Raw genomic sequence first — 19,211 nt, 5'->3', positions numbered from 1 at the left:
GTGCCCCCTCCACCATGCTTCGCATGTTCCCCCTCCCCCGCATCGCAGGGGAGGATTTGCCGTCGCGGCCGTTTGCGCCTTTGATCCTCCCCCATTTACGGGGGAGGGGGACCGCGGAACGCGGTGGAGGGGGCGCTGAGTTCACCGAAGCCCCCGCCCTATTGCTTTTTCACATCGTGCAGCATGAGGAAAAATGAGGGCTGCAGTGCGAAATTGGAGACCTGTTGGGTTGTCACAGCGCCCTGCACCCAATTGGCCACGAAGACCCAGGGCGCGTCTTCGACCACGATCTCCTGCACCTGGCGATAGAGCGCGGCGCGCTCCTCCGGCTCTGTCGAGATACGCGCTTGCTGCAGGATCGTGTCGACCTCCTCGTTGGAATAGTAGCCGGAGTTGAAGCCGCCATCCTCGGGGAACGCCTCCGTGCGCAGCGTCAGGAAGGGCAGCGTGTCGGGATCGTTGGTCATCCAGGACATCTGCGCCATGTCGGCGCGGCCTTCCAGCCCGGCATTCACCTCATTGAGGAAGGTGTTCCACTCATATGTCTGGATCGAGACGTTCATGCCTATCTCAGCGAGATCAGCCTGGATTGCCGTGCCCATGGCGACGGGATCGAGCATGCCCGAGCCGCCTTCGGTGACGTAGAAGGTGATCTCCTCGCCGTCATAGCCGGCCTCTTCCAGCAACTCGCGAGCGCGGTCGGGGTCGTAGGGATACGGCACCAGTTCCTCGTTATAGGCCCAGGCAAATGCCGGCGCGATCGGCCCGGCGGCAATTTCGGCCGTGCCCTGGAGCACGTTCGTCACCAGCGATTCCTTGTCGATGGCGTAGTTGGCCGCCTGACGGATCCGCTGGTCGGTGAAGGGTCCCTCGCGCATGTTGAGGATCAGGAACCAGACATGCGGTCCAGCCTGCTCATGCACTTCAAAATCGGGCGCATTGCGGAAATCGGCCATCGCGTCCGGCGGCACCTCGACCATGATGTCGAGGCCGCCTGACAACATCTCGGCAACGCGCGTGTTGGCATCCGTAATGGGACGGAAGACCACGGCTTCGGGCTGCGGCGCTCCGCCCCAATAGTCGTCGTTGCGGGTCACGACGACGCGCTGGTTGCCGACCCATTCCTGAAAGCGATAGGCGCCGGTGCCCGCGGGGTTGCGTCCGAAATCCGCACCATGTTCCTCCACGGCCGAGGGCGAGACGATCAGCCCGGTCGGATAGGCAAGGTTCGACATGAACGGCGCGAAGGGTTCATTGAGCGAAAATTCGACCGTGTAGTCGTCCAGCGCGGTGACGTCTTCCACCGCGGAGAAGAAGAAGGACAGCGGGAATGGCCCGGTATCGTGCTGAGGGTGCTGCTCGTCGAGCATGCGTTCGAAATTGAAGACGACGGCCTCGGCGTTGAACGGCGTTCCGTCATGAAACTCCACACCTTCGCGAAGCTGGAAGGTGTAGGTCAGCCCGTCCTCGGAAATCTGCCATTCCTCGGCCAGCGACGGCTCCACCTCCAGCGTGCCGTCGGCGAAGCGCACCAGCCCGTCATAGATGTTGACCAGGATGCGGAAGTCGTTGACCGCGGTCACGGCATGCGGATCGAGCGATTGTGGCTCGGCGATCTGCCCCACCACCAAGACGCCGGGCGGTGTTTGGGCTAGGGCTGCCGGCACGAAGGCCAGCGTGCAGGCGGTCGCGATGGCGGGTAATGTCCGTTTCATGACGGCTCTCCGTTCGGCTGCTCAGATGCGCCAATTAATCAATATAATTCTTCCGTGTGCAAGGATTTGTCATGAATAATTTTCGCCGCTAGGATTGCTGGCGGTGGCGAGGCTGGCAAAGCTCCGCCGCGCAACCGCCTGACTTTGGTGAAGACCGTTGAATTTCAAAGAAAAGAACGACCTCTCCCCCCTCCAGATCGACCCCGACCGGATGAAAGCCATCTTCGACGGCATCAACGCTTTCGGTCGCAATGAGACGACGGGCGGCTTTAACCGCACCGGCTTTTCCAATGCTGACTGGGAAGCGCGCCGCTGGCTCGCCGGTCTCATGGAACGCGAGGGACTGGGCGTCTCGTGGGATGCTGCCGGCAATCTGTTCGGGCGGCTCGGCAAGGCAGATGCGCCCTGCATCATGGCCGGGTCGCATACCGACACCGTGCCGGAGGGTGGCGCCTTCGACGGTGCGCTGGGCGTGGCGGTGGCGCTTGAAGCCGCGTTGTCGATCAGAGATGCCGGCCTGACGCTCACCCATCCGATCGAGGTGGTCAACACGGTCGAGGAGGAAGGCCGCTTCGGCGGAATGCTGGGTTCGCAGGCGATCAGTGGCCAGGTCGATCCGGACTGGTTCGAGTCCGCGTGCGATTCCGATGGATGGCAGCTGTGGGACGCGATGCGCGCCCGGGGCCTCGACCCCGCTCGGATCGGTTCCGCCGCACGCCAGCCGGGCTCGGTCAAGGCATTCCTCGAACTCCACGTCGAACAAGGTCCGGTGCTGGAGCGTGCCGGGATTGCTGTCGGCATTGCCGATTGCGTGTCGGGCGTCACCAACCTGCAGATCACGCTGACGGGGTCTGCCAACCACTCAGGCACCACCCCGATGGCGTTTCGTGCCGATGCCTTCGCCGGACTGGCGCAGGCGGCGGCAGCTATCCCCGAACTGATCGCGGCCAGCGGGACGGATCAGTCCCGCATGACCATTGGCAAGGTCGAGCTGCAGCCAAACTTCCCGCACACCATTCCGGGAAGCGCGGAATTCTCCGTCATCATCCGCGATACCGATGCGAGCGTCATGAAGGCGCTGGAAGCCGGTTTCCTCAGCATTCTCCAGGACACGGCGCGCAGGCACGGTCTCCGCCTGGCGGTCGCCGAGACAAGCCGGCTGGCGCCGGTGGCTCTCGATGCCGGTATCGCTGCATTGCTGGCCGAGGAGGCCGGACGGCAGGGCATGGCCCTCACCATGCCCTCCGGCGCGGGCCACGACGCCCAGACGATGCAGGCGCTATGCCCCTCAGGCCTGATCTTCGTGGCGAGCCGCGGCGGCGTGTCTCACGCGCCGGAGGAATGGACGGACTGGAATGCGGCCTGCGCCGGCGCGAGCGTGATGCTGGCCACCTTGGTCCGGCTTGCCTCGGCCACATCGTGACTGCGGGGCACCAGATCGCGCTTTACCTGTCGTTGCCCCACAGATCCGCAAGGTGCCGCCTGGAAACGTCCGCGCTGGGGACGAGAGAGGCCTGCGGCGGCCTTGATGTGATGAGGCCTTTGCTAAGGGTGCAGCAGTCCGACCGCAATCGCCCTGGCGATCGCATGTTCGCGGGTGCTGGCCCCTAGCTTGGTGCGCGCGTTCTTCACATAGAGTTCGATCGCCGCAGGGCTGAGATTGAGCCTCTGGGCAAGGTCCTTTGTCCGGTCGCCCTGCATCAGCCAGTACAGGCATTCGAGTTCTCGGCGCGACAGCGAGGGCACATCCGGCGCAGGCGCATCCCGCAGCCGCTCGTGAGCATACATTGCAACCATCCGCAGGAGCGGTTCCTTCTCGACGCGGATCGCTTCGATCTGCCCGCGGTCGAGAGTCGATCCCAGATTCCAGCCGCCGACCCCGCCCGAGCCGCGCGGACGTACGGTGGCGGAAAAGCCGGCCCTCATGCCAAATTCCGCGGCCTCGTGGATCAGACGGCGCTGCGCGTCGGAGAGGTAGTCATAGTCGGAACAATAATCCGATCCCGTGCCGATCGGCCCGAGGCTGGCGCAGCAGTGAGTAAGGAAGGGATCGATGTCCTGGTACTCACTGTCGCAATAATGCTGTGTCCAGGCCTCCGGCAGATTGGTGTTCATCATGGCCGATGACGGCGTGACGTGAAGATAGATCAGCCTGTCGAAACCGCTCTCGGCAAAAAAACGCGCTGTGGCGGACCAGATTTCCTCACGGCCGCGCAGACCGGCAACGGCGTCGAGATAATCGGTCAAGGCGTTTTGATCCACGAGCAGAACCTGCAACCTATGATTTTCGATATATTGTGACGTCGCGTAAGCCCCGTCTATTGCTTTCTTCAGAAAAGTCGCGAGCCGCGCTCCAGCTGGTGGCTCGCCCGGCCGTGCAGGCACGCATCCCCTGTTGATCGGTGGTGATCTTCCGAGGCCCGGGGGCTGGCATATCGAGCAAGCAATTCAAAGGTCTACGGAGCAGCAGCGTAATGGATTTCAGTATCGCCCGGTCGATCGTTCTCATGGCGCGGAGATCGCCATCGGGCACGACAAGAAAAGGACCACGCATGTTTTCTGCCCTGAGCTTCACACGCAGCCTTGCGGTCGCTGCGCTTCTCGGCTCGCTGGCAGGCGCCGCGGCACCGGCGCTCGCGGTCGAGGCCCAGGCGGACTTCGTGTTCGATGCGCTGGGCCCGGTTGCATGTGAAATGCCACCCCCAGGCTTCGATGTGTCGCAGTTCAGGACGTTTGCGGAAAACGAGCCCGACGCGCCCATTGCCAGAGGCGAACTCCAGGGTGGCATCAACACGAGCTTCGCAGGCGGCGGGCTGTATGGCGCCGACGGCGAAGGCGGATTCGTTGTCGGCGTGCAAGGCATGCTGTTCGACGACGGCCCGGACCTGACCATGCTGTGCATGGTTCTCGTCCGGCTTGGACAGTCTGACGACACGGCCGGTTCGGTTGTCGGCGAGGAGGGGCTGGATGCGGCGCCGGACGGTTCGTTCTTCGGCGTCTACAAGCTCGTGCGCCGAAACGCGGACGGGGCCCCCGAGACGTTCGCCACGGGCGCGGTGGAATCGGGCACGGCGAGCTTCGGCATGTTCGACGGCGTTCTCGTCGAGGGTTCGATCACCATCGAGGGAAGCTACACGCTGACGGGCGGCGACATCGCTCAGCCTCTATCTGCCAACATCCAGATTCCCCGGGCGGAAAACGTCATCCGCCCCGCACTGCGGCTAACCCGCAACTGAGGGCGTTTCCCATCACCGAGGACACGAAATAATGAAATCCAGAATCTGTGCCTTGCTGGGCGCCGCGGCCATGGCGTTCCTGCCGATGGCGTCCCCCGGCCTTACCCAGTCCAGCGGCTCGCCCGACAAGGCCGCCATCCTCATTTTCGACGCCTCGGGCTCGATGTGGGGACAGCTCGAGGGCGGCATCACCAAGATCGAGGTGGCGCGCGACGTGATGGGGCAGTTCTTTTCCACGCGCGATGCGACGATCCCGCTCGGCGTCATCGCCTACGGGCACAACCGGCGCGGCGACTGTGCGGACATCGAGGTGATCGCACAGACCGGCATGCAGGACCCGGCCGCGCTGTCGCAGCGGCTCAACCGTCTCAACCCGCGGGGCATGACGCCGATCTCGCAAAGCCTGAGGCTAGCTGCCAGGCAGATTCCGCCGACAGCAGAGGAAGCCGACATCATCCTCGTCACCGACGGGCTGGAAACCTGCGATGCCGATCCGTGCGCGGTGGCGGCGGAACTCGCGAATGAAGGCATCAAGATCCGCGCCCATGTCGTGGGCTTCGGCCTGACCGAGCAGGAGGCGGAAGCGCTCGCCTGCGTGCCGGACCAGACCGGCGGGCAGCTTCTGCGCCCGCAATCGGGCGCGGAGCTTACCGATGCGCTGAACCAGATCGCGGCCGCGGAGCCATTGCCGGAACCGGAACCCGAGCCGGTCCAGGAGGCGTTCTTCGACATCGGCCCCAAGGCAGAGGCCGGGCACACCTACCGGATTGGATACCAGGGCACCGCGCGCAACTCCGACTTTGCGGGCTTCACGCCACGCGGCGAGGGAAGGCCGCCCTCCAGCGCGTCATTCGGACCGATCGGAGGCGGGAGCGATGCTCACAACCCGTTCTCGAAGCGCGCGCCGTTGGAGCCCGGCGAATACGATCTCATCCTCTTCAAGAACAACGGCGAGGGCATCGTCGCGCGCCAGCCGATCGAGGTGGTTGCGGCATCGAACGGGTTCGACCCGATAGGTTCGGTCGAACCGGGTAGCCGCGTGGACGTGGCGTTCCGTGGGCCAGAACAGGGGGGTGAGCGCCTCGTGCTTGCCCGACCGGACCAGCCGGTCAGCGATTTCCGTAGCTATGGCTGGGACTTTGCTCTGGCCAAGAACGGCATCTTCAGGCTTCGGGCGCCGGCCGAGCCGGGTGAATACGAAGTGCGCTATCTCAACAGTGCAGCCAACGAGATCATGTTCTCGCGTCGCTTCGGTGTCGGCATTCCCTTCGAGGATGCCGATCAGACAACCAGCGCCGATCTGGCCGCGCGGGCCACAGCGGCGACACAGGCCGCACCCGGTCAGGATGCGCTGCCGATGGTACGCGCGACGTTCCGTGTTCGGGGCGGCTTCCCGGAAACGCCATTGTGGTGGTCGGCCGTGCCACTCGATTCCGACATGAGCCCCGAGGCCTGGGCGCCGCAGACGGAAATGTGGATTGCCGAGGGCGAATTCGAGCCGGGTCGCTACGAGGTCTCGACCATGGGGCCGGGCGAGGTCGAGTTTCGCGGTGTGGTCGAGATCGTGCCGGGTCAGCCCAACGATTTCGTCATTCCGCTGGTCGGCGGGGGCGAGGAGGAGCAGAACCCGGCGGAGCAGCGTGGCGATGCAGACCCGGCCAGCGCCGAACTGCCCGTGAGGGTGACCCTGATGCTGCCGCGCGAAGCCGAGGGGAGGCAGGTACAATGGTCGGCGATCCGGCTCGACCGGCTCATGCAGGACGTCGAGTTCGCCATGAACGACTACATGGGCAGCTACACGACGGCGTTCGCACCCGGCCGATACGACGTCCAGGGGGACGGTGAGGACTTCGTCCTCAAGGGCGAGATCGAGGTTGCAGTAGGCGGTCAGACAAACTTCGTCATCCCTCTCGTCATCGAGACCGCGCACGACGAATTCGAGGGTAAGAGCTGCGAACATCCCGCAGGTTGCACCTATCACGACACCGTCACCGGGTTGGCGCTGACGCTGCCCAGTGGCTGGAAGATCCAGCCTCCCTTTTTCTACGAGACGGCCGCGGGAGCCCGCGCAAGCCTTCCCTCGGCGACCTTCGAGAAGCCGAACGGCGCCTCATTCGACTATATCCAGCTCAACCCGCGCCAATGGATGGCCTCCAGCGGACCTTGCGTGGAGACGCCGGCCGGCGAGCTCTGCCGTGCCGAAAGCGCCGACGTGGCCTATCTCGGCGCATTCGAGGTAATCCGCTCGTCATTGAAGCTGGAGACCGCCAGCGCGCCGCAACAAGACACGGTGCTCGAAGCCGGCATCGACGTCGCCGTGCTTTGTGACGGCACGACCAACTGCAACTATTTCGATCCCGACACCGGGCTGCGCATGGTGGTGCCGGCCGGCTGGGCGATGGGAGAGGCGTCCTTCGTGTCGGCGACGGCCGGCGAGATCCCGCAGGAGAACCCGCGCATCTCATTCTTCCGTATCGGCGGCGACGACGAGGAGCGTTTTGAGTTCAACCCGCATCAATGGCTGGCTTCCAACGGCCCGTGCGAATCCACCCTCATCGGGGGAGTCTGCCATTTTGCCGACGCGCCGGATTCGACGCGGCTCGCGATGATGACGGCCGGTCTCCATGCGCGCATCGACAAGGACGCGGCCGCGACCGGCGGCAACGTCTTCGAGCACAAGGCGGGTGCGACGATCGACCCGCGCGGGCCCTACGCCGCCGGCCAGAAGACGGTGTTCATCGTGCGGCGCGACGAATCGCTTGAAAGCGACGAGCTCGCGATCTTCCCGGCCAATGGCCCGCTGTCGGAAACGACCATCCTTTCGCGCAATCGCGACCTTGGGCGCGGCTATTACGGCTCGGTGACGATGCCTTCCGAGCCGGGCGCCTATCGCATCGCCCTGTTGCGAGAGGGTGACCGGGTCGTGCAGGGCATATCGGAAATCCGCGTCGAACCCGACCCCGACATGCGCTTCACCGACTGGAACGGGCAACCCTTTCCGGGTCGGCCGCTCTCGGTCAATCTGCACGGCCGCATGGCCTATGACGACGCGATCGCCATCCTGGCGCCGGATGGGCGCGAACTTGCGCGCGCCTCGGTCTTTGAGGCGATGACGGGTTACCTGCGCACACCCGAAGGTCTGTCCGGCCCGCACCGGCTGGTGCATATCGCGCGCGGAGCAGGCCGCGAACGGCAGATGGCCAGCGTCGATCTCGACATTGGCGCGCGCGGCAACACCGTGGACGCGGGCGGCGCCAGTGGCGCGCCCGTGATCTCCGTCGCGCCAAGGGTGCTCGCCGGCTCGCGCGTCGAGGTCTCGGTGCGCGGCGCGATCCCCGAAAAGCCGATTCTCGGCTTCATCCGGCCGAACGCCGGCGAGAACCAAATTCTGGAAACCGGGCAGCGTTTCCTCCCGCACATGCCGTCGACCACCGTCAACGCGCCGCGCCAGGCCGGCCAGTGGATGATGCGGCTTGCCGACCAGAACCTCTGGCGCTTCGCCGAGGTGCCGGTCGAGGTGGTGGACTATCTGGAGGAGGCCGAACCGGAAGCCGCTTCCGGCCGGGACATCAAGCCGCGCGACGGGACCTGGACGGTCGCGATCGGCAATACGGCACTGCAGGGATGCCCGGCGATGATCGCCGACCAGATCCGAAATGCCGGCATGCAGGGCCGTTCCAACTCGCGCGACATCACCTTCGCCGATCCGTTCCATCCTGCGCCGCTGATGGAGGATGCCGCTATGCGGGTCGAATGGGAGAAGACCGGACCCGGCGGCTGGCAGGCGAAGCTTGTGCAGCAATCCATGGGGCAGATGGGCAGCGTCGAAGCGCGCTACGAACTGACCGTGGTGTCCGAGACCGAACTGCGCGAGGTCAGCCATTTCTCGCTCCAGCTTCCCGCCGAACTGATGGCGGTCATGGGCGGCGGCGACGGCAAATGCACGTCGCGCACGAATGCGACATGGACCTGGCACGGGTGACGGGGATGCGGTGGGTCATAAGACTTATCTGTACCGTGGCGGCGCTGGTCAGCCCGTCCACGCAGGCGCTGGCAGACTGGCCTGTCCAGTCGAAATATTTCGTTTTTGATCGCGATACCAGCCTTACAAGCCCAACAAGCATGATCCACGCCGCGACAAGGGAGGAGGCATTTGCGATCGGCTCGGTCATGGACCGGCTCTACGAAAAATACCGCGCAGCAGGTTTCCCGCCATCGACCTCGGATGTGGATGAAACCGGCAGACGCAAGATACAGTTGAGATATGCGCCGTCTGCAAAATATGGAGGCGCGTTTGTACGAGGAAGCACAGGATTCCCGAGTTACACGAATTTCGCCTATCTGATTCTCAACATCGCCGAATATCGACGAAACGAGGTCGAATTTGTGCACGCGGTCGCCCATGAAATGTTTCATACCATCCAGTATTCCTATCCCTCTGCTGTAAAGGTGTTCAAGGAGGGTGGAAAATACGAAGGAACTCTATCGCAGCACCGCTACGACTGGATCATGGAAGGCGCTACAGACGCGGCCGCATTCCTGGCAGCCCACGGAATCGGCGGGTTCAGGAATGATCCGCGGCACTACGCGGTCGGAGACCGGATAGCGGGAGCGCGCAGCTATGGCGGGCCGTTGCATATGGACCCGATCACCGGCTTTCCACGGTTCCCCGACCCGAAAAAGGACGAGTACGCGAGCTACACATTTCAGAATTACCGGACATCGAGCTTTTGGCGTTTCATCGCCACCGAATCGATCGGGCTTCGGACTTTTGATCTTATCTTTTCTCCGACCCTCGCGGATCCAGTTACACCCGTGGGCGTGCTGGAATGGGTGCACGACAGTCTCAAGCGACTGCCGGCAAAGGGTGGCAGTGGCCGGCGCTTCCCGGGCGGGCTTCCGCAAGCCTATGCCGAGTTCATTGCCGAATTCGCCGATCTTCCGTTCATGACCAAGCACGGCGTCTTCTCGGCGGCGGGAAACATTTTCGACGATGGAACGTGGCAGGCCGTGGTGTTCGGGCGACGTGGGCGCGACGAATGCGAGGACATTGATCTCTCTCCCGCCATGACACAGGTGTCGACATCCGTCTGGATCGATCGCTTTGCTTCGACCTGCTTTCGCGTCTCCCTTTCGGGCAAGTCGCCGGCGTCGCCTCCACCTGCGTTCGAGATCAATGTGGCCGCCGCAACACCGGGCGAAGAGAATTATGTCTGCCAGGCCGTCGCGCTTGGCTCCAACGGCGTCACGCAGCGGGCCGGGAAGGTAAGCGGGCTCGTCAGCGGCCCAGGCGCCTGCAAGCTTCATTCGAACGTGCTCTACGCACCACGAACCACCATGACGCATCAGAACGTCATCCTGACCAACGTGCACGCGGCGGGCGGTTCCGGCAGCCTGGCGGGAACCAGGCCGGTTCAGGTCCGGGTCGATTTCGTGCTCGGCGCGGCTACGGCCTCCGGCTACATGAGCCCCTCGCCGCAATCTTCTTCCGCGCAGGCAGCGCCTCCGGCTCCCGGTGCTCCGGCCGCGTCCTCGGGAGCGTCTACAGGCAAGAACATCTCCATCAATTCGATCCAGGCGGGAGCGGCTGGCGCGCAGGCGCGCCACGCGCCACCCAGGAAGCTCAAGGATTGCGAGATCTGGGAGCCGGCATGCCCGGTGATCGACATCGCCATCAGCCAGTATGACGAGCGCTTCGACACGATCACCGCGATGGGAACAAGCCTCGGCGCCGGCGCGCTGCTGGTTCTGGACGGCGGGCCGCGGCAGGTGGACCTGGCCGGCACCTACGGAAACCCGCAGGCGATGGCAGCCATGGCCATGGAACTGGCGGGAAGCGAGTTTGCCGAAGTCTCGTTGCGGTTGCGCGCGCCGGAAGGGCGCATCACGCCCGGGATGAAATGGGACAACGCGCTGATCGACGCCGGCGTCGGCATCATGGCCGCGGCCGACAACACCTACATGCACAGCCGCGGGCCGCACCCGGTGCCGGGCTCCTGCCTCTCGGACCCGCCGCCCTCCGGCAAGGTGCAGATCACCGATGTCGGCGAAGGCTGGATCAAGGGCACGTTCTCAACCGAGCTGTTCGAAAACTACGTGCAGCAGTCCGGACAGGACCCCTGTGCCGTCCGGCCCTCGACCGGGCAGGTCTCCGGCAGCTTCACCGCGCCCTATCACGACGTGACGCAGCCGCCCGTCGATCCCGAACTGGCGGCCTATCAGGTCTGGGCCGGGCTGCCGGCGATCACCTGGGCGCTGACGGACTATGGCGATCTGGTGAACCAGGCTGTGGCAACACAGCGCGACATCCTGCGCGACTGGGAGGCCGAGCGCGGGGGCGGGGCGGTATCGGGCGCAGGGGGCGGCGCCGGCGGGGCATCCCCAAGCGCCTGCGCGCAGGAGTGCTTTCCCGGCGTCCTCGGATGCCCGCACCTCTCCTCAGACGAGGTGGAACGGCTGACGCCACTCTACCTCCAGACCTTGCCTGTCGAACTGCGCGACATGATGCGCCAGCAACTGGAAAACGCACCGCCACAGGGCGTTTCGCACATCCTCGCCATCGGCATGGACGTGATGGGCTGCATGGACGGACAAACGGCACCGTGAAAACCCAGGGCGCTTTTCCGTCCATTACAGTTCGAGGCCGAAGAGGCTGATGAAACGAAGATGATCGTTTTGTTGCAGCGATATCCGCGGCCAGGAGCGCGCCGCAACCTATGTTGGCTAGCGCCTCTTCGGCTGCACCATTTGTCGGTCAAGTCCGTGGGGGCGCTTCTGCCCCTGCCGTCAGATCGCCCGTCGGACCTGGTGCGATCAGGAGGCGGGAGAACCCCCGACACCGCCCAAGAAGCTCGTCAGGTTTCGGCCGAGTGCCTCGCTCAGATAGCCGCCCTCCTGCACCAGAAGAAGCGGCAGGCCTATCTGGCCGAGTGCCGCGCCGATGCGGGCAAAGCCTTCGGTCGTGACAGCCAGGCCTTTCAACGGATCGGCCTCATGGGCATCGAGTCCGAGCGCCACCACCACGACGTCCGCGCCAAAGGCGGCGATGCGCTCCAGCGCCGTGTCGAGCGCGGCCAGATAGGCGTCGTCGCCGGTGCCGCGCGGCAGCGGCAGGTTGAGGTTGCAGCCGAGCCCCGCGCCCTCGCCGCGTTCATGCGCATGCCCCCAGAAGAAGGGATAGAAGCGGATCGGATCGGCGTGGATCGACACGGTCAGCACGTCGCCGCGTTCGTAGAAGATGCCCTGCGTGCCGTTGCCGTGGTGGACGTCGACGTCGATGATCGCGGGCCGCCTGCCCGCGCGCAAGAGCCACTCGGCCGCGATGGCCGAATTGTTGAGGAAGCAGAAGCCGCCGGCCAGGTCGCCGAAGGCATGGTGGCCCGGCGGTCTCGACAGCGCGTAGACGGCCGTCTCCTTGCCTGAGGCCAGCGCGGCGGCTGCGGTGATCGCGGTCTGGGCCGACCAATAGGCAGCCTCCCAGGTTCCCGACGAGATCGGGCAGGCGGTGTCGGCCTGGTGGAAACCCGCCTGGCCGACTGCCGAGCGCGGATAGGAGGCGGTGCGCCGGTCGGGATGGATGTTGGGGATCACCTCGTCGGAGGCATCCGCGATGCGTGACCATCGCCGGTGGATGGTCTTCAGGAAAACCAGGTACTCGGGTGAGTGGATGGCGGCGATCAGCCCCATGCCGTGGTCATCGGCGGGAGAAAAGCTGTATCCGGCTGCTTCCGCACCTTCTCGAAGGACCTCGATGCGGCGGGGCTGTTCGGGGTTCTGCAGGACGCGGCCATTGGCCATGAAGTGTTTCGGGTCGTGCAGGTACTGGCGGTCATCGAGGATGGCTTTCATGTCGCTCTTCAGCGCGGCCAGCGCGCTGCCTTTGCTTGCAAGAAGTGTTTCATGTCGCTCGTTTCCATCGCTCAGAAGGCGACCTTGTCGGCACCCTTGAGCTCGAGCATGGTTCGCGCCTGCGCCGGGGTGGCGACCTCGCGTCCCAACGCCTCGACGATCATGCGCACCTTCTCCACCTGCTGCGCGTTGGAGCGCGCCAGTTCACCGCGAGCGATGTAGAGATTGTCCTCCAATCCCACCCGCACATGGCCGCCCATGCTGGCCGCCATCGCCGCCATCTTCATCTGCATGCGCCCTGCCGCCAGCACGGAAAAACGATAGGCGTCGCCAAACAGGCGGTCGGCGGTTGCCTTGAGATGTACGAGATGTTCCGGATCGGCCGCGATCCCACCCAGAACCCCCATCACGAACTGGATGAAGATCGGTGTCTTGATGAGCCCGCGGTCGGCGAAATGGGCCAGCATGTGAAGGTGTCCGAGATCGTAGCACTCGAACTCGAAGCGCGCGCCGCGCTGCCTGCCCAGAAAGTCCAGGACACTGACAATGTCGCGCGGCGTGTTCTTGAAGACGAGGTCGTCGGAGTCACGCAGGAACGGCTCCTCCCAGTCGTGCTGCCATTCGGTTCGCTTGCCCAGCATCGGATAGAGCGCGAAGTTCATCGTGCCCATGTTGAGTGAGCACATCTCGGGCTCCGCCGCCATCGGCCCGGCAATCCGCTCCGCCAGCGGCATCAGCGCGCTGCCGCCGGTAGACAGGTTCACGACTGCGTCACAGCCCCGCCGGATCGTCGGCAGGAAAGCCGCGAAATGCTCCGGTTTGGCCGAAGGCTGGCCCGTCTTCGGATCGCGGGCATGCAGGTGAAGGATGGCGGCGCCGGCTTTCGCCGCCCCGATCGATTGCTCGGCGATCTGCTCGCCCGTCACCGGCAGATGGGGCGACATGGAAGGGGTGTGGATCGAACCCGTGATGGCGCAGGAGATGATGATCTTGGACATGGGCATTCAGGCGCAGTTGGCCAACCGGCGATCGACGCGCCCGGCGAAGCGGTCGAGAGCGCGGCCGAGCATGTCGATGATCTCCCCGACATGCGTCTCGGTCGCGATCATGGGCGGGCAGACCAGGAAATGGTCGCCCTCTCGGCCTTCCCGGCTTCGGCGTGAATAGATGATCAGGCCCTCCGCATAGGCCAGTTCGACGAGTTCGAGATAGGCATTGAGTTCGCGCGGCAGCGGTCGCATGGTCTCGCGGTCGGCCACCAGTTCGAAGGCGAGCAGCAGCCCCTGGCCGCGCACGTCGCCGATGAAGGGGTATCGATCCATCAGGCCCTTGAGCCGCGACTTCAGCAGCGCACCGATGCGCGCGGCATTGTCGATCAGGCCTTCGGCCTGGATCTCGTCCAGCACGGCAAGGCCGGCCGCGCAGGCGAGCGGATTCCCGGCATAGGTGTAGCCGTGCTGGAAACCACCCGCATCGAGCACCGGTCCCACGAGGCGCTCATGCGCCACCATGGCACCAAGCGGCGCGTAGCCGGCCCCGAAACCCTTCGACAGGGCCAGGATGTCCGGTGCGACGTCCCAGTGATCGGCGCCGAGGAAGCGGCCCGTCCGGCCGCCGCCCGACATCACCTCGTCATGAATCAGGAGAACGCCGTGGCGGTCGCATATGTCGCGCACCGCGCGCATGTAGCCGGCCGGCGGCACCAGTGCCCCCGTGGATGCGCCGCCGACCGGCTCGACGATGAAGGCGAGCACGGTGTCCGGCCCTTCGGCCAGGATGCGCTCTTCCAGCATCGCCGCATAGTGCGCGCCCGTCGCGGGATCGTCCGCGTCCAGCCCATCCAGATAGGCGCGGGGTGCGGGCACCTTGGGCATCTCCCGCATCATCGGCGCGAAGGGCTCCGTCAGCGGTGCGTAGCCGGTGAGCGCAAGGGCCCCGAGGGTCGAGCCATGATAGGAGGGCGTGCGCGAAATCACTTTCCATCGGCTCGCCTGCCCTGTCGCCACCGCATATTGGCGTGCCAGCTTGATGGCGCTTTCCACCGCTTCAGAGCCACCGGAGACGAAGAATACTCTGTCGAGGCCGGCTGGCGTGAGTTCCGCCGTCCGGGTGGCCAGGGCCTCGGAGGCCTCTGTCTCGAAATGAAGGCGATAGCCGAAGGTGGATTTTTCCATCTGTCGGCGCATTGCCTCCAGCACGCGCGGGTTGGAATGGCCGATATTGGAGACCATGGCGCCCGATGAGCCGTCGAGATAGCGTTTGCCCTCGACATCCCAGAGATAGACGCCCCGCGCCTCTGCCAGCACGGGGCGCCGTGTGCGGCTCTGATAGAAGAGATGGCTCCGCTTCTGGCTCATGGGGCAGGATCCACGGGCAGCGCCGCGCAGTCGCGGGCGCGAAAGCGCAGCGCGACTGCCTCGCCTTGAGAAAATGGCCTTTGGTCGATCATGTTGATGGCCTGCAATTGCTGGTCGCCGACACGCAGGAAGTAGCGTGCGGACTGCCCCTGATAGTCGACGGTCTCGACAATGGCCGGAACCGAATAGCGACCGTTTGCCTCGCTATCCGGGCTCTCCAGGACCAGTTTTTCGGCGCGGATGACGAGCTTCGCAGGGCCGCTCTTCTGCACGTCTGGAGCCCGGCTTGCCGGAACCGCAAGACGAGGAAATCCGGGCAGTTCGAGCCCCAGCTCGCCGCCCTCGATGCCGAGCGCCTGTGCAGGCAGGATGTTGGAGGCGCCGAGGAACTGAGCCACGAACTCGCTGGCGGGCGTGTTGTAGACCTCTTCCGGAGCCCCGATCTGTTCGACGCGGCCTTCCGACATCACCACGATGGTGTCCGACATCGCCAGCGCTTCCGACTGATCATGGGTCACGAAGACGGAGGTCACGCCGATGCGCGACTGGATGTTCTTGAGTTCCACCCGCATGTTTTCGCGCAGATTGGCGTCGAGCGCCGAAAGGGGTTCGTCGAGAAGCAGCACGTCGGGCTCGATGACGATGGCGCGCGCCAGCGCCACGCGCTGTTGCTGGCCGCCCGAAAGCTCTCTCGGATACCGTTCTCCGAGATGGGGAAGCTGCACCAGTTCAAGCGCCTCGGCCACGCGGCGGCGGGCCTCCTCGCGCGGCACCTTCCGGTATTTGAGGCCAAAGGCCACGTTCTCCGCCACTGTCTTGTGCGGGAACAGAGCATAGTTCTGAAACACGAGACCGAGATTGCGCTTGTAGATCGGGACGTCATTGATGCGCCGTCCCTTGATCGAGATGTCACCCTCGGTCGGGTCGAGCAGGCCCGCGATCATGCGCAGCGTCGTCGTCTTGCCGCAGCCAGAAGGGCCGAGCAGGGTGACAAAGCTGCCGTCGGGAATGTCCAGCGACATGCGGTGCACGGCGGTGAAATTACCGAAGCGTTTGACGATATCAGTCAGGGTGACGGCGCTCATCGGCGGGGCTCGCTTGGGTTGAGTGCTGGTGAGAAAGCCGCGCCGCCAGGCGGCGGCGCGACCCCGAGCCGATTCAGAACCCGCGCTGCACGCGACCGAACATCTCGGACCATTCCGCCTCGTTGCCGTTCCAGTATTCGGGATTGGCAAAGGTCAGTCCCGACAGCGTTCCTGACGGATCGAAAGCGGGAAGCGTGGGGATCTTGTCGCCCAGATCGACCTTTTGCGGGTCGAGTGCGGGCGGGTAGTTCTGCCCCTCGGCGACGGCGATGGAGGTTTCGGGCGCCAGCATGAAGTCGAGCAGTTCCTCGCACGCCTCGACCGGGCTTCCCTTGATGACAAACAGGCATTCCTGCCAGCCGAAGCCGTTGGGCGGATCGATGTAGCCGATGTCATGACCCTGCTCCTGCAACGCGTAGACGCGGCCCGACCAGGCTTCGGTGACCACGATCTCTTCCTCGGCCAGGAGGCTCATCAGTTCCGCGCCCGATGCCCAATATTTGAGCGCGAGGTCACGGTGGGTACGGATGGCGTCCCAGACGGCTTCCATGTCCTCGATGTTGTTGGGATCCTGGCCTGTCTGGAGCGCGCCGTACCAGACACGCGTACGCCAGTCGCTCCAGCCGCCGATTTTTCCCTGATAGGCATCGTCGATGAGCAGGCTGGCGCCCTTTTCGCGGGCTTCCTCGTCGGAGATGTGGGCGCGGTTATAGGCAATGCCGGTGGTGCCGTAATTATAGGGCACCGCGCTCAGATGATCCGGGGTGACCAGCCTGTAGGGCTCGATCAGCCTCGGCATGACGTATTGCATGTTGGGGATGTTGTCGATGTTGAGCGGTACGTCTAGATCGAAGCCGACATAGCGCGCATAGTCGAAGACGCCCGACAGATGCGCGATATTGTATTCGCCCTCCTGGCTGGCGCGCACCTGGGCGAGATATTCGTCGGCACCGGCAAAGGTACCATCGACCACGGTGATGCCGGTGGCTTCGGTATAGGGATCGAATGCATGCTGGCGGAAGGCTTCCGAAACGACGCCACCCCAGCCGTCGAAGCGTACCTGGCTCACGCCCTGCGCACGGGCCATGCCGGCAAAGGGTGTGTGCAGGCCAAAGGCGGCACCGGCCGCGCCGATCAGCCCGAGGAATGTACGTCGGTCGAGATCGCCGTTGCGATAGCGTTCCCGCAGTCTTTCGTAGCGTTTCGTATTGTCCATTTCTCCGTCTCCTTCTGAAGGTGTCTTGGCGCGGTTCTCAGCCGCCGCGCTTCATGGCCATGCGCCGGGCCAGCGCCGCCCCGAGAAGCGGCAGTCCGACCGTCAGCACGATCATCACCGTGCCGAGCGCGTTGATCTCCGGGCTGATGGAATGCCGGAGCATTGCGAAAATCTGAGTGGGTACGGTCTCGACGCCGCCCGGCTTCCAGAAGAGTGTGCCGGTGATGTCGTCAAACGAGATGGTGAAAGCGAACAGCGCACCGGCCGCCACCGCCGGCATCAGCAGCGGCAGCGTGATCGAGAAAAAGGTCTGCCGCGGCGAGGCGCCCAGCGAGAGTGCCGCCTCCTCCACATCGCGCCTGATGCCCACGAGCCGCGCCTGCACGACGAGGATCACGAAGGGGAGGGTGAAGATCACATGGCCAAAGAGCAGCAGGGTGAAGCTCTTGCCGATGCCGAGAAAGTTCAGGAACAAGAGCAGCGCGACCGCCAGCACCACTTCCGGCACCAGGATCGGTGCGATCAGCATGGTCGTGATGAGGTTTCGCCCCGGGATCGAATAACGCACCAACGCCAGGCTCGCCAGCACCCCGAGCGTCGTCGAGATGACTGCCGTCAGCAGCCCCAGCATGATCGACGTTCGGAAGGCTCTCATGATGGCGTCGTTGTTCCACAGCGCCTCGAACCAGCGCAGCGAAAAACCGGTCATCGGAAAAGCGCCGAACTGGCTATCGTTGAAGGAAAGAAGCACCACCACCGCCACCGGCAGGAACATGAAGCCGTAGACGAGGATCGCGTAGAGGCGGATCAGCTGCCAGCCCATCAGCCCAGCCCCTTGGTGAGTTGCGACATGCCCAGATAGCGGTTGTAGACGAGCACCAGGAGCCCGAGCACGAACAGCAGCAGCAGCGACAGTGCAGAGCCCATCGGCCAGTTCAGCTGCGTGATGATCGCCTCATAGACCAGATTGGCGAACATGGCGTCGCGCGGGCCGCCAAGGATCAGCGGCGTGATGTAGGTGCCGGCCGCCAGGACGAAGCACAGGAGTGCCCCCGCCGCCAGCCCTGGCAGCGACAGCGGCAGCGTCACCTCCGTGAAGGCCTGCCATTTGGTGGCGCCCAACGAGTTCGCCGCGTCTTCCAGATTGGTGTCGATGCCGTCCAGGCTAACGAACACGTTCAGCACCATGAAGGGCAGAAGGAAATGCACCAGTCCGAGGATGACGGTGTATTCGTTGTAGAGCATGCGGATGGGTTCGGAGGTGATCCCCAGCGACATGAGCGCCGAGTTGAGGGCGCCGGACGTGCCGAGGATATTGATCCAGCTCATCGTTCGGATGATGTAGCTGATCCAGAAGGGCAGCATCAGAAGCACCAGCAGCACCAGCTTGTTGCCGCGCGAGCGGGCGATGAAATAGGCGGCCGGATAGCCGAGCAAGGCGCACAGCACCGTGGTGATGGCGGCGATCTTCAGCGTGTTCCAGAGGATGTAGCGGTAGAAGGGGTCGGTCAGCGCGCGCTGCCAGTTGTCGATATGGAAGCCCATCGTGTCGGCCCCGACCGCGCTGCGCAGCCAGAAGGAGTAGACGACGATGAACATCAGCGGCACGAAGAGCAGCAGCGTGACCGCCGTCAGTGCCGGCGACAAGAGGATCCAGGGTTGTCGTGCCTCGCGGGCTTCGATGCTCATGCGCCTTCCCGCCCGTGCCGTTCCACAGGTGACGTTACGTTGACAGACGGTCAGGTATTGAGCCA

General features: G+C 64.5%; 13 protein-coding genes. 4 read left to right on the top strand and 9 right to left on the bottom strand.

Annotation, left to right across the window (positions count from 1 at the left end):
* Nucleotides 1-158 precede the first annotated feature (158 nt).
* A complete protein-coding gene (locus GRZ55_RS00765; RefSeq protein WP_169284967.1) occupies nucleotides 159-1,715 on the bottom strand; it encodes an ABC transporter substrate-binding protein in 1,557 nt (518 codons plus the stop codon).
* Nucleotides 1,716-1,872: 157 nt separating this feature from the next.
* Here GRZ55_RS00765 and GRZ55_RS00760 point away from each other — a divergent pair, with 157 nt between their 5' ends.
* Nucleotides 1,873-3,138 (top strand): Zn-dependent hydrolase, encoded by a 1,266-nt coding sequence (locus GRZ55_RS00760; protein WP_246734445.1) that lies wholly within the window; start codon nucleotides 1,873-1,875, stop codon nucleotides 3,136-3,138.
* 122 nt (nucleotides 3,139-3,260) lie between these two features.
* Here the strand turns inward: GRZ55_RS00760 and GRZ55_RS00755 are convergent, their stop codons facing one another.
* Complete coding sequence (locus GRZ55_RS00755; RefSeq protein ID WP_169284966.1) at nucleotides 3,261-4,100, bottom strand: LuxR family transcriptional regulator; 840 nt, start codon at nucleotides 4,098-4,100, stop codon at nucleotides 3,261-3,263.
* 167 nt (nucleotides 4,101-4,267) lie between these two features.
* Between GRZ55_RS00755 and GRZ55_RS00750 the strand changes: the two genes are divergently transcribed.
* From GRZ55_RS00750 to GRZ55_RS00740, 3 genes are read left to right on the top strand one after another with little or no spacing between them, the layout of a single operon-like run.
* On the top strand, nucleotides 4,268-4,951 hold the full coding sequence (locus GRZ55_RS00750) for a hypothetical protein (protein WP_169284965.1): 684 nt from the start codon (nucleotides 4,268-4,270) through the stop codon (nucleotides 4,949-4,951).
* 31 nt (nucleotides 4,952-4,982) lie between these two features.
* Entirely contained in the window at nucleotides 4,983-8,933 is a 3,951-nt protein-coding gene (locus GRZ55_RS00745) for a VWA domain-containing protein (protein ID WP_169284964.1), read from the top strand.
* On the top strand, nucleotides 8,891-11,557 hold the full coding sequence (locus tag GRZ55_RS00740) for a hypothetical protein (RefSeq protein WP_169284963.1): 2,667 nt from the start codon (nucleotides 8,891-8,893) through the stop codon (nucleotides 11,555-11,557). Before GRZ55_RS00745 ends, GRZ55_RS00740 begins: the two co-directional genes overlap by 43 nt.
* Nucleotides 11,558-11,764: 207 nt before the next feature.
* On the opposite strand, the gene GRZ55_RS00735 is transcribed toward GRZ55_RS00740, so the two are convergent.
* The 7 genes from GRZ55_RS00735 to GRZ55_RS00705 form a co-directional block, all read right to left on the bottom strand.
* Nucleotides 11,765-12,799, bottom strand: coding sequence for a histone deacetylase family protein (locus tag GRZ55_RS00735; RefSeq protein WP_169284962.1), 1,035 nt, complete (start codon nucleotides 12,797-12,799; stop codon nucleotides 11,765-11,767).
* A gap of 71 nt (nucleotides 12,800-12,870) precedes the next feature.
* A complete protein-coding gene (locus GRZ55_RS00730) occupies nucleotides 12,871-13,803 on the bottom strand; it encodes a 3-keto-5-aminohexanoate cleavage protein (protein WP_169284961.1) in 933 nt (310 codons plus the stop codon).
* Nucleotides 13,804-15,156: an aspartate aminotransferase family protein gene (locus GRZ55_RS00725; RefSeq protein WP_169284960.1), complete on the bottom strand. Its 1,353-nt coding sequence runs from the start codon at nucleotides 15,154-15,156 to the stop codon at nucleotides 13,804-13,806. It abuts the gene before it with no gap.
* A complete protein-coding gene (locus tag GRZ55_RS00720) occupies nucleotides 15,153-16,241 on the bottom strand; it encodes an ABC transporter ATP-binding protein (RefSeq protein WP_169284959.1) in 1,089 nt (362 codons plus the stop codon). The genes GRZ55_RS00725 and GRZ55_RS00720 overlap by 4 nt, the downstream gene beginning before the upstream one ends.
* Before the next feature lie 73 nt (nucleotides 16,242-16,314).
* Complete coding sequence (locus GRZ55_RS00715; RefSeq protein ID WP_169284958.1) at nucleotides 16,315-17,457, bottom strand: extracellular solute-binding protein; 1,143 nt, start codon at nucleotides 17,455-17,457, stop codon at nucleotides 16,315-16,317.
* A 37-nt stretch (nucleotides 17,458-17,494) separates the two neighbouring features.
* Entirely contained in the window at nucleotides 17,495-18,280 is a 786-nt protein-coding gene (locus GRZ55_RS00710) for an ABC transporter permease (protein ID WP_169284957.1), read from the bottom strand.
* Nucleotides 18,280-19,146: an ABC transporter permease gene (locus tag GRZ55_RS00705; protein WP_169284956.1), complete on the bottom strand. Its 867-nt coding sequence runs from the start codon at nucleotides 19,144-19,146 to the stop codon at nucleotides 18,280-18,282. Before GRZ55_RS00705 ends, GRZ55_RS00710 begins: the two co-directional genes overlap by 1 nt.
* Nucleotides 19,147-19,211 lie beyond the last annotated feature (65 nt).

Source organism: Chelativorans sp. ZYF759, from assembly GCF_012911015.1.
Classification (GTDB): domain Bacteria; phylum Pseudomonadota; class Alphaproteobacteria; order Rhizobiales; family Rhizobiaceae; genus ZYF759.
Note: the sequence above shows the minus strand (reverse complement) of the source record. Positions and strands in the feature narration are given on the sequence as shown.

Bases quoted from the DNA above. Each gene is read 5' to 3' on its own strand.
- GRZ55_RS00765 (WP_169284967.1), bottom strand. From the start codon at position 1,715: ATGAAACGGACATTACCCGCCATCGCGACCGCCTGCACGCTGGCCTTC.
- GRZ55_RS00750 (WP_169284965.1), top strand. From the start codon at position 4,268: ATGTTTTCTGCCCTGAGCTTCACACGCAGCCTTGCGGTCGCTGCGCTT.
- GRZ55_RS00745 (WP_169284964.1), top strand. From the start codon at position 4,983: ATGAAATCCAGAATCTGTGCCTTGCTGGGCGCCGCGGCCATGGCGTTC.
- GRZ55_RS00740 (WP_169284963.1), top strand. From the start codon at position 8,891: ATGCACGTCGCGCACGAATGCGACATGGACCTGGCACGGGTGACGGGG.
- GRZ55_RS00735 (WP_169284962.1), bottom strand. From the start codon at position 12,799: ATGAAAGCCATCCTCGATGACCGCCAGTACCTGCACGACCCGAAACAC.
- GRZ55_RS00730 (WP_169284961.1), bottom strand. From the start codon at position 13,803: ATGCCCATGTCCAAGATCATCATCTCCTGCGCCATCACGGGTTCGATC.
- GRZ55_RS00725 (WP_169284960.1), bottom strand. From the start codon at position 15,156: ATGAGCCAGAAGCGGAGCCATCTCTTCTATCAGAGCCGCACACGGCGC.
- GRZ55_RS00720 (WP_169284959.1), bottom strand. From the start codon at position 16,241: ATGAGCGCCGTCACCCTGACTGATATCGTCAAACGCTTCGGTAATTTC.
- GRZ55_RS00715 (WP_169284958.1), bottom strand. From the start codon at position 17,457: ATGGACAATACGAAACGCTACGAAAGACTGCGGGAACGCTATCGCAAC.
- GRZ55_RS00710 (WP_169284957.1), bottom strand. From the start codon at position 18,280: ATGGGCTGGCAGCTGATCCGCCTCTACGCGATCCTCGTCTACGGCTTC.
- GRZ55_RS00705 (WP_169284956.1), bottom strand. From the start codon at position 19,146: ATGAGCATCGAAGCCCGCGAGGCACGACAACCCTGGATCCTCTTGTCG.